This is a genomic window from Ideonella sp. BN130291 (assembly GCF_036231905.1).
Lineage (GTDB): Bacteria > Pseudomonadota > Gammaproteobacteria > Burkholderiales > Burkholderiaceae_C > CAMLIZ01.
Genome location: NZ_JAZARE010000002.1, coordinates 411,358 through 426,624, shown reverse-complemented (window position 1 = coordinate 426,624; position 15,267 = coordinate 411,358). Strand labels below are relative to the sequence as shown.

Here is a 15,267-nt window from a genome sequence, read left to right as displayed (position 1 = left end):
AGCGAACGCCGTGCCCGTCAGCGTGCGAGCTGCTGCCACAGGTAGCTGAACTCCAGTGCCTGCAGGTCGGCGCGCTGGAAGTTGTCTGCCGCGCCGCCATGGCCGCCCTCGATGTTCTCGTAGTACAGCAGCTCGTGGCCCTGGGCCAGCATGCGCGCGGCCATCTTGCGGGCGTGGCCTGGGTGCACGCGGTCATCGCGGGTGGAGGTGGTGAACAGCACCTTGGGGTACTTCACCCCAGACTTCACGTTCTGGTAGGGGCTGTACTTCGAGATGAAGGCCCATTCGGCGGGATCGTCCGGGTTGCCGTACTCGGCCATCCACGAGGCGCCCGCCAGCAGCTTGTGGTACCGCTTCATGTCCAGCAGCGGCACCTGGCACACGACCGCATTGAAGAGGTCCGGCCGCTGCACGAAAGTGGCGCCCACCAGCAGGCCGCCGTTGCTGCCACCCTCGATGCCGAGGTGGCGCGGGCTGGTGATCTTGCGCCGGATGAGATCCTCGGCGACCGCGATGAAATCGTCGTAGCTTTTCTGCTTGTTGGCCTTGAGGGCAGCCTGGTGCCAGGCCGGGCCGAACTCACCGCCGCCGCGGATGTTGGCCACCACCAGCACACCGCCGTGGTTGAACCAGGCGGTGCCGAAGCCGCCCGAGTACCAGGGCTGCATGGACACCTCGAATCCACCGTAGCCGTACAGCAGGGTCGGGTTGCTGCCGTCGGCGGTGGCACCCTTGGGCCAGACCACGAAGTAGGGCACCTCGGTGCCGTCCTTGGACTTGGCGAAGGCCTGCTCCACCCGCATGCCGGCAGCGTCGAAGAACGCGGGCCGCGCCTTCAACGCCTCCCGGCGGTTGCTGCCGGTGCGGCCCAGGGCCAGGGTGTCCGGCGTCAGGAAGTCGGTGTAGGTCAGCAGGTAGGCGTCGCCCAGCGGGTCATCCTTGAGCAGGGGATCCCACAGGCCGCTCACGCCCAGCGTGCCAGGGAAGGGCGCATCCACCTCGCGCATGCGCCACCGGCCATCGGCCACGTGCCATTCCTCGACGCGGCTGGCAACCTTGTCCATCAGGTTCAGCAGCACATGCGAGCGTGTGAGCGTGAAGCCGGCCAGCGAGCGCGTCGGTGTGGGCGTGAACAGCGCATGCAGCTTGCGTTCGCCTTTGAGATAGGCCCCGGCATCGGCCACCAGCAGGGAGCCGCGTGGGAAGGTGGTGTCGCCTTGCTTGAAGTCGCTGCGCAGTTCGAGGAACAGGTGTTCGCGCCAGAACGACACCGAGGCGTCACTGGGTTTGTCGATGCGTTGCAGCGAGCCGTCCTTGGCCTGCAGGAACGCCTCGGTGTTGTAGAAGTCCAGCGAGCGGCCGAACACCGTGCGCTCGAAGCCGGGTGTGCGGTCCACGGTCACGAAGGCGCTCACGTCCTTGGGCTGGGCCTCGAAGACGGTGACGGCCGCGCTCAGCGGCTGGCCGCGTTTCCAGCGCTTGATCACGCGCGGGTAGCCCGACTCGGTGAGCGAGCCGGGGCCGAAGTCGGTGCCGACGTACACCGTGTCGGCGTCCAGCCAGTCCACGCTGGTCTTGGCCTCGGGCAAGGCGAAGCCGCCGTCCACGAAGCGCTTGGTCTGGGTGTCGAACTCGCGCACCACCGCCGCATCGGCCCCGCCGCGCGACAGGTTCAGCAGGCAGCGCGCGTAGGCCGGCCCGAAGCAGGTGGCGCCGTGCCAGACCCAGTTTTCCTTTTCGGCCGCGCCCAGGGCGTCCAGGTCCAGCACCGTCTCCCACGCCGGGTTGGGCTTGCGGTATTCGGCCAGCGTGGTGCGGCGCCACAGGCCGCGCTTGTTCTTCTCGTCCTGCCAGAGGTTGTAGAACCAGTCGCCCTGGCGCGACACGTAGGGGATGCGTTCCTTCGAGTTCAGGATCTTCAGCAGTTCCTCGCGCGTGGCCTGGAAGCGCGGGTGCGCCTCCAGCTGCTTGCGCGAAACGGCATTGCGCTCGCGCGCCCAGTCCAGCGCCTTCTCCCCTTGCACCTCCTCCAGCCATTGGAAGGAATCGTCGTTGGAGGGAGCGGAAGTCTGGGCCATGGCAAACAACGGGACAGCAAGAAAACCGGTGAGCGCCGCGGATCGCAGCGCGCGCGAGAGCAGGGTTCGCATGAGGCTTGGTGCGGCTTGTGGCCGCCGAGCTGCAAAGCCCCGGATGATAGGAGCCGCGCCGCCTTCAGCGTTCGCGGGGTTTCATCAGCGGCTGCAGCGTCAGTTCGACCCCCCGGCTGCCGTTGTCCATCGACACGGTGCCGTCCTGGATGTTCACCTGCAGCCGCATGCTGCGTTCGGCCAGCAAGGCCAGTGCCTGGCTCTGGTCGGCCGGCAGCTGCCACACCGCGAGGTTCTCCGCCCGCGTGAGCCGGTTGGCCAGCGGTTGCCACCACAGCAGCGCGCTGCTGCTGTAGGCGAAGACGCTCACGCGCTCGGCGCGGCCCGCCGCCTTGAGCAGCCGGCGCTCGTCGGGTTGGCCCACTTCGATCCACTGGACCAGGGCGCCGGTGAGGTCCTTCTGCCAGAGGTCCGGCTCATCGGGGTCGGACAGGCCCTTGGCGAACTCCAGCGCACCGCGGTGGTCGTCGGCGGGCAACTGCAGCGCGTAGGCCAGCACCCGCATCATCATGCGTTCGTCGGTTTCCGACGGATGGCGGGCGAGCGTGAGCGCATGGTCGCCGTAGACATGGCGGTCCATGTCGGCCAGCTGCAGCTGGGCTTTGAAGATGGTGGACTTGAGCGCCATGGTGGGGGCCGGCAAAGCCGTCCACTGTGCCACAGGCGAGCGTGCGACCGCTCGCCTGTGGCTTCCTCCCGGGGGTTCAATCGGGAGATCGTCGGGAACGTCGATACGCCGCGCCGATGCACGCAGCACCAACCAGGGCCAGCGCCCAGGTGCTTGGCTCAGGTACGGGAACGGGAGCGGAGAAAACGCTGTAGTGGATGCCAAAGTCCCACAGGCTGGGGTCTGCCTGCGCCGTCCGGAAGACCAGCTGATCTATGCCCTGGACGAAATTGACTTCGAAGAGGTCGGTCTCTCCACCAATTACCCGCAGCGCATCGCTGGCGACCAGTTGGCCAGCACGGTAGGCGTCCACCACATAGTCGGAGGCGCCGGGCAGGCCGTTGAAGAGCATGCCCGTGATGCGCTGGTAGCGCCAAGTGCCGGAAATGGTGAGCGTGAGGGCGCTTTGCAAGCTGTCGTCACCCAGATGGGACGTGGCGTACGTCGTGTGCAGCGTCCCTGGCAATTGGAATGAAGTGAAGGGCGGGATGCCAAGCACCACACCACCATCGATGCTGAGGTCTCCAAAAGTCAAGGACTGCACGGCGCCGGCGGCCGCAAACGTCGCGGCAGCGGGTTCGCTGTCGAAGGTGAGAGGAGGAGCGAACTGGGCTTGCGCAGCGCTCGCAGCGACGAACAGCGTCGCGCTGAACATCAGTGTCTTCATGCGAGGCTCCCCGGAGCGGCGGCGCGGCGGTCTCTTGCACGACGCAAACCCGCGATACCGGCCAAGCCGGCCAGCATCAAGGCATAGGTCTGCGGTTCCGGCACGGCCAGCGCGCTGCGGCCACCAGCCCAAACATTGGCTTCGAAGCTGAACTGCAGAGGCTGGTCCGTCAGATTGGTCAGCGACACCTGGAGGTGTTGAACGCTGTCGAATGTGATCGGGCCGGACCCGGAGCCCAGCAAGCTGTGGTCCAAGCGGGCGATGGAGCTTTGCTGGCCCAACCCTCCGGAGGCATCCGGTGCAAAAAGCTTGAGCTGCGCACCGCCGTAGGCCTCCTGGCAGCTCTCACCCCATCGGGTGGAGAAGCATTGGTCGGTGAACACGGACAACGCCAGGTCTCCCGACAGGACGAGCACCGAGTTGGGCGCCAAGGTGAGCATAAGCGCACCGAACAACAGCTTGCTGTCGACGCGGGCGCTGAAATTCTCCAGCACGTTGACGCTCGAACCGGTGGTCGACGCCCGCGCCGACATGGCGTTTGCGCCGGAAGAGGCCGACAGCTCCGTCGAGCCAGATATCAGCGTGCTTTGCGCCGGTCCGGCGAGGCCCGCGGCAAGGTCGTCGGCGTGATCGGTAATGGTGACCGTCGACAACATCAAATGGCGGTCGTACCCCGCGGTCGTCGCGGTGGCCATGCCGTCGATGCCGAAGACGGCCGGCGTCACGCCGTCTCCCAGATCGAGGTCAATGAAGCTGAAGCTGAGGTTGTGGAAATCGGCGGACGCAGCGGCCATGGGCGACGCATGCGCCGATGCCGCAAAGCCGGCCGCCAAGGCTAAGGCGGCCGCGAGGCAGGCAGGTGTCAAGGAGGTACTACGTGTCATGGCTTGGAAGGTGTGTAGGGAAGAGGCGGAACCGCCCTTATAGATGCCGACCTTTGGGCGTGCCACTTCCAACCGAGGTCTTGTCGTCCGTCGCGTCGTTTGATATGTCCGGGCTGTTATAGCGAAGCGCGCATGAGGGATTGGCTCAACGCAGAACAAGTCTGTAGGCGTAAGCCCTTGTATGGCAACCAAGGCAGGCCAGCAGGCGGCGACGGGCGCTGGCATCATGGATGCTCCGGTCTACCACCGGACTAGCAGGAGTGCAGTTGCCATGACGATGCTGACGAACGGCGTGCCGGCCACGAGCCCTGGCACCGACCACAACCCTTTGCTCCAGCCCTGGGAGGCGCCGTACCACGTGCCGCCCTTCGAACGCGTGCGCGCGCAGCACTTCGCCCCTGCCTTCGAGGTGGCCATGCGCGAGCACCGCGCGGAGCTGGACGCGATCGCCAGCCAACCGGACGCACCCACCTTCGACAACACGCTGGCTGCCTTCGATCGCAGCGGGCAGACGCTGGCGCGGGTGCAGGCCTTGTTCCACAACCTCTGTGCCTCCGAAACCTCGCCTGAGCTGCAGGCGGTGCAGCGGGAGATGGCGATGCCGCTGGCGGCGCACGAAAGCGCCATCTACATGCACGAAGGGCTGTTCCGGCGGGTGCATGCGCTGCATGAGGCACGCCTGGGCCTGGGGCTGGCGCCCGAGCCGTTGCGGCTGCTGGAGCGGGTGCACTTGGACTTCGTGCGCGCCGGCGCCCAACTGCCCCCAGCGGCGCAGCAGCGTTATGCCGCCGTGATGCAGCGCCTGGCCGAGCTGACCACGGCCTTTGCGCAGAACGTGCTGCACGACGAAGCCGGCTACCAGCTGGTACTGCAAGGCGAAAACGATCTGGCGGGGCTGCCCGACTTCCTGCGGGCGGCCGCGCGCGAGGCCGCCGCCCAGCGCGGCGTGCAAGGGTATGTGATCACCTTGTCGCGTTCGCTCATCGTGCCGTTCCTCACTTTCTCGGAGCGCCGTGACCTGCGTGAGCAGGCCTGGCGGGCCTGGATCACGCGTGGCGAACACGACGGTGCGCACGACAACCGGCCGCTGATCCGCGAGATCCTGGCCTTGCGCCAGGAGCAGGCGCGCCTGCATGGCTACGCCAGCTATGCCGACTACGCCCTGGTGGACCGCATGGCGAAAGAGCCGGCCGCGGTGAACCGCCTGCTGGCCGACGTGTGGCAACGCTCCAAGGCCGCGGTGGAGCGTGAGCGCGCAGCGCTGCTTGCGGTGCAGCGCGCCGAGGGCGCGACCGAGGCTTTGCAGGCCTGGGACTGGCGCTACTGGGCCGAGAAGGTGCGCCAGCGCGACTACGCGATCGACGACGCCGAGGTGAAGCCGTACTTCCCGCTGGACGCCATGGTGTCCGCGGCCTTCGACTGTGCGCAGCGCCTGTTTGGTGTGCGCTTCACGCCGCGGCCGGACCTCAAGCTCTACCACCCCGACGTCAAGGCCTACGAGGTGCACGACGAGCGGGGCCAGCGCATGGGCGTGTTCCTGCACGACAACTTCGCGCGGCCCAGCAAGCGCAGCGGTGCCTGGATGAGCGGCTTCAGCTGGCAGTCACTCAACGGTGATGCGGCCGGCTCGCCGGTGTACCCGGTGATCATCAACAACAACAACTTCGCCAAGGGGGCCGCCGGCGAGCCCACCCTGCTGAGCTTCGACGACGTGCGCACGCTGTTCCACGAGTTCGGCCATGGCCTGCACGGCCTGCTGTCCAGCGTCACCTACACGCGGCTGTCGGGCACCCAGGTGCTGAGCGACTTTGTCGAGCTGCCGTCGCAGCTGTATGAACATTGGATGTCGGAGCCGGAGGTGCTGCAGCGCCATGCGCGCCACTGGAAGACCGGCCAGCCGATTCCCGATGCCCTGATCGAGCGGCTGCAGGCCGCGCGGCGTTTCGGTCAGGGGTATGACACCGTTCGCTATTGCGCCAGCTCCCTGGTCGACATGGCGGTGCACAGCCATCCGGACCCGGCGAGCATCCAGGACGTATCGGCCTTCGAGGCGCAGGTGATGCGGGAGCAGGGCCTGCCCGATGCGGTGGGCCTGAACCATCGGCTGGTGCATTTCCAGCACCTGTTCTCCAGCGACGGTTATGCGGCCGGCTACTACGTCTACCTGTGGGCCGAGGTGCTGGACGCTGATGGCTACGGCGCCTTCAAGGAGGCGGGCAGCCCCTTCGACCCGGACGTGGCGGCGCGGCTGAAGCGCTTCATCTATTCGTCGGGCAACAGCCTGGAGCCGGGGCAGGCGTTTGCGGCCTTCCGCGGCCGGCCGCCCACCATCGAGCCGCTGCTGGAAAAACGCGGCCTGCTGCAGCCAGCCTGATGCGGCGAAGCGGGTCAACCAGGGGCGGTCGCCACTCGTTGTGGGCTGTGAGCGAATCGCTCAACGATCCCCATCGCGAGAGGAAAACACATGAAGAAACTGTTTGCTGCCCTGGTTGCCACCGCATTTGCCGCCGGCGCCTTTGCCCAAGCCACCCCGGCGACCCCGGCCACGCCCGCGACCTCGGCTTCCGCCGCTGCGCCGGCTGCTTCGGGCGCCCACAAGGCTGCCAAGCACAAGAAGGCTGCCAAGGCGAAGAAGGCCGCCAAGGCCGCCAGCGCCAGCTGAGCTGTCGTACCCGGCGCTCAATCCAAGCGCCCAACAAAAAACCCGGCATCGCCGGGTTTTTTCATTTCTGGCCGGGCCGGTTGTGTTTGGGCGCCTGGTCCAGCGGGGCCAGCAGGCGGCTCTTGGCGATCCGGTCCCACTTGCGCTGTTCCCAGGTCTGCGGGCCTTCCAGCGGCCACTGCTCGATCGCACCACTGAGTTCCGCACGCGCCACGCGCATGTAGCCGGGGCGCTGGCGCCGCAGGATCCACAGCCCGGGCCGCAAGCGGCGGGGCAGGGCGGCGTGCGACTCGCTCACCCAGTAGATGCAGTTGCGCTGGGCCCAGAACGCCTGGCGCTCGAAGTGCACCCGGCCGGCAATGCCGCTGTCGGCGGGCAGCACCACGGCGTCCGCGCTGGTCTCGATCACCGCGAACGCCAGGTCGCCGGGTGTGTCACCCGCGCCCCGGCAGACCAGCACCACCCGCTGGATGTCGTCCGCCGGAATGCGATCGAGCTCCTGACCGTTCTGCGTGACGATCAGCTCCATGCCCTGCCATGCGGTGTGCAGCTCGGTCCTCATTCGTCCTCCATCAAGGCCGGAGAGCGTAGTGCGGGACCGACCCTGCCGTTGTGAGCACCTACTACAAACTGAAAGAGTCGGCAGCAATGGCGACCGACCGCGGCGTGGGGATACGCCGCGATATAGCGCTCAGCGCTTCGGCTGGGTCAGGCGTGCGCCGGGGCGGGGGCCACCTTCACGGCGTGCCGGCGCAGGGGCCGGGGCTTGGCTGCGTGGGGCCGGCTGGGGAGCCGCCGATTGAGGCGGGCGCCCGGAGCGCTGAGCCTGGCCTTGGGGCTGCTGGGGCCGCCCGCCACCATGGTTTTGCCCGTTGCCGCCCTGGCCGCGGGCGGGGGCCTGCGACCGCGACTGGCCGCCGCCGCCACCGCCGCGGCGGTTGCTGTTGCCGCCTCGGCCACCGGCACCCACGCCGATCACCATGCGGCCCAGCACGATCGGCTCTGCCTTGGCGTTCGGGTCCGGCTCGAATCCCGGCACCACCTCGCGCGGGATGCTGCGCTTGATCAGCTTTTCGATGTCGCGCAGAAAGATGTCCTCGTCCACGCACACCAGCGAGATCGCTTCGCCCTGCGCCCCCGCGCGGCCGGTACGGCCGATGCGGTGCACGTAGTCTTCCGGCACGTTGGGCAGCTCGAAGTTCACCACGTGGGGCAACTGGTCGATGTCGATGCCGCGCGCCGCGATGTCGGTGGCCACCAGCACCTGCAGGTCGCCGCTCTTGAACTCGGCCAGCGCCTTGGTGCGTGCGCCCTGGCTCTTGTTGCCGTGGATCGCCATCGCGCTGATGCCTACCTTCTCCAGGTATTCCTGCAGGCGGTTGGCACCGTGTTTCATGCGCGTGAACACCAGCACCTGGTGCCAGTTGCCCTGCTGGATCAGGTGGGCCAGCAGTTCCTTCTTCTTGTCGCGGTCCACCGGGTGGATCTTCTGCGCGATGGTGTCGGCGGTGGCGTTGCGGCGCGCCACCTCGATCAGCGCGGGCGCATTCAGCAGGCGGTCGGCCAGGGCCTTGATCTCATCGCTGAAGGTGGCACTGAAGAGCAGGCTCTGCTTCTTCTGCGGCAGCACCGCCAGCACCTTCTTGATGTCGTGGATGAAGCCCATGTCGAGCATGCGGTCGGCTTCATCGAGCACGAAGATCTCCACGTGCTTCAGATCGAGCGTGCCTTGCTGGTGATGGTCCAGCAGGCGGCCCGGGGTGGCCACGAGGATGTCGACGCCGCGGCGCAGCTTGTCGATCTGCGGCTGCATGCCGACCCCGCCAAACATCACCATGCTGGTGAGCTTGAGGTACTGGCCATAGGTACGGACGCTTTCTTCCACCTGCGCTGCGAGTTCGCGCGTGGGCGTGAGGATGAGCGCGCGGATGGCCACGCGGCCCTTGGCGTCGCGCACCGCCGGCGTGGCCGACAGGCGGTGCAGCAGCGGCAACGTGAAACCGGCGGTCTTGCCGGTGCCGGTCTGTGCGCCGGCCAGCAGGTCACCGCCCTTCAGGACGGCGGGGATCGCCTGGGCCTGGATGGGTGTGGGGGTGTCGTAGCCTTGTTCGCGAACGGCACGCAGCAGGGGCTCGGCCAGGCCGAGGGAATCGAATGACATGGAGGGATGACAAAGATCGGCCTGTCGCCGCCAATGTGGGGCGCCAGTCGCAGGCAGAAGGTGGGGAAGGTGCGCCGGACTGGCGCTCAGGTCGGAATCGACCGCAGTGAAGAGACGACTGGAATCGCAACTGCTTGAGGCGGGATTGTACCTGGTTGGTTCATCCCGTGTTCGCGGGGGCCGGCACCCCCCTGGTGCTTCGCATAATCCGCGCTGCATGCACTTTTGGGGAGGAACGCATGACGAAGAGAGCCGTGCGCGCTGTGCAGCGCGTCGCCGCGTTGGCTGCCATGACGATGGGTGCGGTCGCCGCGCAGGCCGCCAACTACCAGGTAGACGTGTTCACCCTCGAAGGGCAAAGCACATTCTTGGCGGACATCAACAACGCCGGCGTATTGCTGGGAAGCAACTTCACCTACAGCCATGGCGTGACGACCTATCTGCCGCTGCCGCCCGGAGCGCTCGGCGCATTTTCCGGCGCCATCAGCGATAACGGGGTGATCGCCGGCACGTACTTCACCACGCAGCAGGTGGATCCTTGGACCGGCGATCTCTATGACGGTCCGTACAGTGGCTACCTGTACAACGGCAGCACATTCACCTCGTTCGATGTGCCCGGTGTCGACTCCCCGATGGTGCGGGGTATCTCACCTGACGGACGTTTCGTGTCCGGACTCAATATGAGCGGTGGCGGGTTTGTGTTCGACACGCAGGGTGGGCTGGGCGTGCAACTGATCGGCGGTCCCGGCCCGACGATCGCGCAGGGCGTCAACAGCCACGGAACGGTCGTTGGCAGCGAGGGCATCTTCGGGGAAGACGGGTCGTTTACGAAAGTCAGCTTCACCTACGACCTGAACACCGGCGTGCGGCAGGACTTCAGCTTTGCCGGTTTTCGCCAGACCAACTTCCGCGACATTACCTCGGACGGCCGCATCGGCGGCTGGCTGGCCACGAACGAGGTGGACCCCGAGACGGGCTCGACACGCATCGTTGGGTTTTTCGGTACGCCGGACAATTTCCAGATCATCGAAGTGCAGGGCGCCCAAAGCACCTTCGTCGAGGGCGTCAACGACCAGGGCTGGCTGGTGGGCAACTACACCAATGCCGATGGCACCGGTGGCGCCTTTGTTGCCCGTCCGGTCCCGGAGCCAGCCACCTGGCTGCTGCTCGCTGGCGGCATGCTCGGCTTGGCTTCGGTGCGCCGCCGCGGCTGACAGGCGGCATTCACCCCAAGCCCGGCCTCGCCGGGCTTTTTCATTTCCCCGGCCGCGTCGACCGCCAGAACCGATCTGGTACCCTAGCGGGTTACCCCGGAAGTCCAGCAGAGAAGCACCCGCCATGGCCCAGTACGTCTTCACCATGAACCGCGTCGGCAAGATCGTGCCGCCGAAGCGGCAGATCCTCAAGGACATCTCGCTGTCCTTCTTCCCCGGCGCCAAGATCGGCGTGCTCGGCCTCAACGGCTCGGGCAAGTCCACCCTGCTGAAGATCATGGCCGGCCTGGACAAGGACATCGAGGGCGAAGCCGTCGCCATGCCCGGCATCAAGATCGGGTACCTGCCGCAGGAGCCGCAGATGGAGCCGTCGCAGACGGTGCGCCAGGCGGTGGAAGAAGGCCTGGGTGGCGTGCTGGCCGCCAAGAAGCGGCTGGACGAGGTGTACGCCGCCTATGCGGAGCCGGACGCCGATTTCGACGCGCTGGCGGCCGAGCAGCAGGAGCTGGAGGCGGTGATCGCCGCCGCCGGCAGTGAAAACACCGACCTACAGTTGGAGATCGCGGCCGACGCGCTGCGCCTGCCGCCCTGGGAAGCCACCATCCAGAACCTGTCAGGGGGCGAGAAGCGCCGCGTGGCGCTGTGCCGCCTGCTGCTGAGCAAGCCGGACATGCTGCTGCTGGACGAACCCACCAACCACCTGGACGCCGAGTCGGTGGAATGGCTGGAAGTGTTTCTCAAGCGCTTCTCCGGCACCGTGGTGGCCATCACCCACGATCGCTACTTCCTGGACAACGCGGCCGAGTGGATCCTGGAGCTGGACCGCGGCCGTGGCATCCCCTGGAAGGGCAACTACAGCGACTGGCTGGAGCAGAAGGAAGCCCGCCTGGAGGCCGAGCAGAAGGCCGAAGACGCCCACATGAAGGCGATGAAGGAGGAGCTGAAGTGGGTGCGCTCCAACGCCAAGGGGCGCCAGGCCAAGAGCAAGGCTCGCCTGGCGCGCTTCGAGGAACTGTCGGACGTCGATTACCAGAAGCGCAACGAGACCAACGAGATCTTCATCCCGGTGGCCGAGCGCCTGGGCAACGAGGTGATCGAGTTCGAGGGCGTGTCCAAGAGCTTTGGTGATCGTGTGCTGATCGACAACCTGAGCTTCAAGGTGCCCGCGGGTGCCATCGTCGGCATCATCGGCCCCAACGGCGCCGGCAAGTCGACGCTGTTCCGCATGATCTCCGGCAAGGAGCAGCCCGATTCCGGCACGGTGAAGATCGGCAAGACGGTCAAGATGGCCTTCGTGGACCAGAGCCGCGATTCGCTGGAAGGCGACAAGACGGTGTGGGAAGACGTCTCCGGCGGGCTGGACAACATCGTGGTCGGCAAGTTCGTGATGCCCTCGCGCGCCTACATCGGCCGCTTCAACTTCAAGGGCAACGACCAGCAGAAGCTGGTGAAGAACCTGTCCGGCGGTGAACGCGGCCGCCTGCACTTGGCCAAGACGCTGGCCCAGGGCGGCAACATGCTGCTGCTCGACGAGCCGTCGAACGACCTGGACGTCGAAACCTTGCGCGCGCTGGAAGATGCGTTGCTCGAATTTGCCGGCTCGGTGATGGTGATCAGCCATGACCGCTGGTTCCTGGACCGCATTGCCACGCACATCCTGGCCGCTGAAGGCGACTCCCAGTGGTTCTTCTTCAACGGCAACTACCAGGAGTACGAGGCCGACAAGAAGAAGCGCCTGGGCGAAGAGGGCGCCAAGCCGCATCGGCTGCGCTTCAAGGCGCTCAAGTGAACCGAAGCGACCTGCGGGTCGCTTTTTTCATGGGGCGCTGGCCGCGTGGCGGCGCAGGCCGAGAAATAGGCCGCGCGCACCGGTCAATTCGCGATGGCCGGGAACGAAACGCGGTGTTAGTGTTCTGACGCAACGCTGGCGGCTCGGGCCGCAAGCACGAATTCCAAGGCAGGCAACCCACGTGCCTGCCCCCTCTGCCCGTCCTGCCGCTGTATCCATGGACCGACCCTCGCGCTCTATCGCCGCCCGCACGGCGCTGTCTGCCACCGCTGCTTGCGTCGTGTGGTTCCTGACCGGCTGCGCTGCGGTGAGCAACCTGGTGGCCGTGGCCACCACGCCGCCCGCGCCGGCCCCGGCCCACCTCACCGGCACACCGGTGCCCGCCGCCCCCGGTGCTTCGGCCCCGGTGGTGACACTGGCCTCAGCCGCGCCTGTCGCAGCCACCCCCCCGCTGCCACCCGGCAGCCCGCCGCACTTTGCCAACGTCATCAAGGACGCGCGCAAGACCGAGGGCCTGTTCACCCTGTGGCAGAAGGACGAGAAGGTCTGGATCGAGCTGCGGCCGGAGGATTTCAACAAGCCGTTTTTCCTGAGCCCCAAGTTCGCCAGCGGCATCGGCGAAGGCGGGCTCTTCGGCGGCACCATGACACGTAGCTGGGGCGAGGCCTATGGCAAGCCGCAGGTCGTGGAATTCCGGCGCATCCACAACCAGGTGCAGATGATCGCGCGCAACACGGCCTTCGTGGCCAAGGCGGGCAGCGCCGAGGCGCTGGCGGTCAAGGCGGCGTTTTCGCCCAGCCTGCTGGGCAGCTCGCCGGTGGTGAGCCAGCCGCACCCGGAGCACAAGTCGGTGCTGATCGAGGCGAACGGCCTGTTCGTGAGCGACATGCTGGGCGTGGGCATGCTGCTGCAGCGCAACTTCCACCAGGGTTATGGCTTCGATCCGCGCCATTCGGCCATCACCGCGCTGCGCGGCAAGGCCGACGAGGTGGTGTTCGAGGTGATGAACCACTACGCCACCTCCTCCATCGCCAGCTCGTCCGGCGGCGGCAGCGGTGCGCCGGTGGTGCCGGGCGGCCTGCCGGATGCGCGCAGCCTCTTCGTCAACCTGCACTATTCGCTCGGCCGGCTGCCCGAGGAGCCGATGGCGCCGCGCAAGGCGGATCCGCGCATCGGGCACTTCACCACCAACGTCAACGACTTCGGCGATGACCTCGCCCGCAGCCCGCGCGTGCGCTACGTGAACCGCTGGCGCCTGGAGAAGAAGGATCCGGCCGCGGCGCTGTCCGAGCCGGTCAAGCCGATCACCTTCTGGCTGGACCGCACCATCCCGCCCAAGTACCGCGAGGCCATCACCGCCGGCGTGCTGGAGTGGAACAAGGCCTTCGAGCGCATCGGTTTCAAGAACGCGCTAGTGGTGCAGGTGCAGCCGGAGAACGCCGACTTCGACACGCTGGACATGGGTTATGCGTCCATCCGCTGGATGACCAACAGCAACCCGCAGTTCGGCGCCATCGGCCCCAGCCATGTGGACCCGCGCAGCGGCGAGATCCTGGATGCCGACATCGGCATCGAAAGCCTGTCCTCCCGCTCCATCCGTTCGGTGCGCGCGCAGGTGCTCGGCAAGGCGCTGATGAGCGCGTGGCCGGGCCTGCTGGAAAACGGCGGTGCGGTGGCCGCACACGCCCACGACCCGCTGCAGTGCAGTTATGCCCAGCATGCCGGCGAGCAGATGGACTACGCGCTGGACGTGCTGGAGGCGCGCGGCGACCTCGCCCCGGACGGCCCGCAGGCGCAGCAGTTCGTGTTCGACTACCTCAAGGACACGACGATGCACGAGGTGGGCCACACCCTCGGCCTGCGCCACAACTTCCGCGCCTCCACCGCCTACACCGAAGCCCAGCTCAGCGACCCGCAGTTCACGCGCGCCAACGGCAACACCGGCTCGGTGATGGAGTACGCGCCGATCAACCTGCCGCGCCCCGGCGACAAGGGCGGCACGCCGTTCCAGACCACCCTGGGCCCCTACGACTACTGGGCGGTGGAATACGCCTACAAGCCCTTCGCGCCCGGCACCACACCCGAGCAGGTGCAGGCCGAGCTGGCCAGGATCGGCGCGCGCAGCCGCGAGCCCCAGCTGGCCTACGCCACCGACGAGGACAACTTCCTCGGCGTGGACCCGGACGCCGTGCAGTTCGACCTGGGCAGCGATGTGCTGGCCTTCGCCCGCAAGCGCATCGACATTGCACGCGACCTGCTCAAGCGCCAGGAAGCGCGCGAGCTCAAGCCCACCGAGGACTACTCGGTGCTGCGCCGCTCGGTGAGTTATGCCCTGCGCGACGTGAGCCGTGCGGCCGGTGCGCTGGCGCGCCAGATCGGCGGCGTGCGGACCTTGCGCGACTTCCCCGGCTCCGGCCGCGACCCGCTCACGCCGGTGCCGGCCAGCCAGCAGCGCGAGGCGCTGGACCTGCTGATTCGCGGCCTGCTGTCGGCCGACAGCTTCCGCATCTCGCCGGCACTGGCGCGCCGCCTGGCGCCGGACTTCCAGGAGCGCACCGACGCGGTGTTCGAAGGCGACGCCATGGCCAGCGTGCAGACCGACTTTTCGCTCGACGGCATGGTGCTGTCGCTGCAGCGCGCGCTGCTGGGGCAGCTGATGAGCGACACCGTGATCTCGCGCATCGTCGACAGCGAGGGCAAGAGCCGCCCGGGTGAGGCCTTCCATGTGTCCGAGCTGTACGGCCGCCTCAATGCCGAGGTGTGGAGCGAGCTGGCCGCACGCAAGGGCGACATCCCGCCGCTGCGCCGCGAACTGCAGCGCGACCATGTGAACCGGCTGGCGTCACTCGTGCTGCGGCCCTCGGCCTACAGCCGCAGTGACGCCCGCAGCCTGCTGCGCAGCGAAGCGCAGGCGCTGCTCACGCGCATCAATGCGGCCACCAAGCGGCCGGGCTTGAGCGTGGAGGCCAAGGCCCACCTGGCCGACAGCGCCGAAACGCTGTCCCAGGCGCTGGCTGCCAAGCTGGTGCGCGCCGGGGTGTAGCGCGCGTCGGGCCGCCAGCGGCAGCCCCCA

11 protein-coding genes are annotated in these 15,267 nt (G+C 67.4%); 5 read left to right on the top strand and 6 right to left on the bottom strand.

Translation table 11 applies throughout. The features are described 5' to 3' along the window. Window positions 1-17 precede the first annotated feature (17 nt). The 4 genes from VPH43_RS05295 to VPH43_RS05280 form a co-directional block, all read right to left on the bottom strand. Window positions 18-2,078 (bottom strand): prolyl oligopeptidase family serine peptidase, encoded by a 2,061-nt coding sequence (locus VPH43_RS05295; RefSeq protein WP_328576609.1) that lies wholly within the window; start codon window positions 2,076-2,078, stop codon window positions 18-20. Window positions 2,079-2,214: 136 nt separating this feature from the next. Beyond that, the gene (locus VPH43_RS05290; RefSeq protein WP_328576843.1) at window positions 2,215-2,778 is read right to left on the bottom strand and encodes a YaeQ family protein; all 564 of its coding nucleotides are present in this window, start codon (window positions 2,776-2,778) and stop codon (window positions 2,215-2,217) included. Between the two features lie 76 nt (window positions 2,779-2,854). Then, window positions 2,855-3,484, bottom strand: coding sequence for a PEP-CTERM sorting domain-containing protein (locus VPH43_RS05285; RefSeq protein ID WP_328576608.1), 630 nt, complete (start codon window positions 3,482-3,484; stop codon window positions 2,855-2,857). Further along, window positions 3,481-4,368 (bottom strand): PEP-CTERM sorting domain-containing protein, encoded by an 888-nt coding sequence (locus VPH43_RS05280; RefSeq protein ID WP_328576607.1) that lies wholly within the window; start codon window positions 4,366-4,368, stop codon window positions 3,481-3,483. Before VPH43_RS05280 ends, VPH43_RS05285 begins: the two co-directional genes overlap by 4 nt. 271 nt (window positions 4,369-4,639) lie before the next feature. Between VPH43_RS05280 and VPH43_RS05275 the strand changes: the two genes are divergently transcribed. Both VPH43_RS05275 and VPH43_RS05270 read left to right on the top strand, forming a co-directional pair. Then, a complete protein-coding gene (locus VPH43_RS05275; RefSeq protein ID WP_328576606.1) occupies window positions 4,640-6,742 on the top strand; it encodes a M3 family metallopeptidase in 2,103 nt (700 codons plus the stop codon). 90 nt (window positions 6,743-6,832) lie between these two features. Continuing rightward, window positions 6,833-7,030 (top strand): hypothetical protein, encoded by a 198-nt coding sequence (locus VPH43_RS05270; RefSeq protein WP_328576605.1) that lies wholly within the window; start codon window positions 6,833-6,835, stop codon window positions 7,028-7,030. A 61-nt stretch (window positions 7,031-7,091) separates the two neighbouring features. Here VPH43_RS05270 and VPH43_RS05265 read toward each other — a convergent pair whose 3' ends face one another. Both VPH43_RS05265 and VPH43_RS05260 read right to left on the bottom strand, forming a co-directional pair. Then, window positions 7,092-7,592: a hypothetical protein gene (locus VPH43_RS05265; RefSeq protein WP_328576604.1), complete on the bottom strand. Its 501-nt coding sequence runs from the start codon at window positions 7,590-7,592 to the stop codon at window positions 7,092-7,094. A 129-nt stretch (window positions 7,593-7,721) separates the two neighbouring features. Beyond that, window positions 7,722-9,191, bottom strand: a complete 1,470-nt coding sequence (locus tag VPH43_RS05260) for a DEAD/DEAH box helicase (protein WP_328576603.1) — start codon at window positions 9,189-9,191, stop codon at window positions 7,722-7,724. Between the two features lie 239 nt (window positions 9,192-9,430). On the opposite strand from VPH43_RS05260, the gene VPH43_RS05255 reads away from it, so the two are divergent. The 3 genes from VPH43_RS05255 (at window position 9,431) to VPH43_RS05245 (ending at window position 15,237) form a co-directional block, all read left to right on the top strand. Next, entirely contained in the window at window positions 9,431-10,405 is a 975-nt protein-coding gene (locus VPH43_RS05255; protein ID WP_328576602.1) for a PEP-CTERM sorting domain-containing protein, read from the top strand. Window positions 10,406-10,529: 124 nt separating this feature from the next. Then, window positions 10,530-12,194 carry an energy-dependent translational throttle protein EttA gene (gene ettA / locus VPH43_RS05250; protein WP_328576601.1) on the top strand — a complete coding sequence of 555 codons (1,665 nt, stop codon included), beginning with the start codon at window positions 10,530-10,532 and terminating at the stop codon, window positions 12,192-12,194. 217 nt (window positions 12,195-12,411) lie between these two features. Beyond that, on the top strand, window positions 12,412-15,237 hold the full coding sequence (locus VPH43_RS05245) for a zinc-dependent metalloprotease (RefSeq protein ID WP_328576600.1): 2,826 nt from the start codon (window positions 12,412-12,414) through the stop codon (window positions 15,235-15,237). The last annotated feature ends 30 nt before the right edge of the window (window positions 15,238-15,267 follow it).

Bases quoted from the DNA above. Each gene is read 5' to 3' on its own strand.
- ettA (WP_328576601.1), top strand. From the start codon at position 10,530: ATGGCCCAGTACGTCTTCACCATGAACCGCGTCGGCAAGATCGTGCCG.
- VPH43_RS05260 (WP_328576603.1), bottom strand. From the start codon at position 9,191: ATGTCATTCGATTCCCTCGGCCTGGCCGAGCCCCTGCTGCGTGCCGTT.
- VPH43_RS05255 (WP_328576602.1), top strand. From the start codon at position 9,431: ATGACGAAGAGAGCCGTGCGCGCTGTGCAGCGCGTCGCCGCGTTGGCT.
- VPH43_RS05265 (WP_328576604.1), bottom strand. From the start codon at position 7,592: ATGAGGACCGAGCTGCACACCGCATGGCAGGGCATGGAGCTGATCGTC.
- VPH43_RS05295 (WP_328576609.1), bottom strand. From the start codon at position 2,078: ATGGCCCAGACTTCCGCTCCCTCCAACGACGATTCCTTCCAATGGCTG.
- VPH43_RS05290 (WP_328576843.1), bottom strand. From the start codon at position 2,778: ATGGCGCTCAAGTCCACCATCTTCAAAGCCCAGCTGCAGCTGGCCGAC.
- VPH43_RS05285 (WP_328576608.1), bottom strand. From the start codon at position 3,484: ATGAAGACACTGATGTTCAGCGCGACGCTGTTCGTCGCTGCGAGCGCT.
- VPH43_RS05270 (WP_328576605.1), top strand. From the start codon at position 6,833: ATGAAGAAACTGTTTGCTGCCCTGGTTGCCACCGCATTTGCCGCCGGC.
- VPH43_RS05245 (WP_328576600.1), top strand. From the start codon at position 12,412: ATGGACCGACCCTCGCGCTCTATCGCCGCCCGCACGGCGCTGTCTGCC.
- VPH43_RS05280 (WP_328576607.1), bottom strand. From the start codon at position 4,368: ATGACACGTAGTACCTCCTTGACACCTGCCTGCCTCGCGGCCGCCTTA.
- VPH43_RS05275 (WP_328576606.1), top strand. From the start codon at position 4,640: ATGACGATGCTGACGAACGGCGTGCCGGCCACGAGCCCTGGCACCGAC.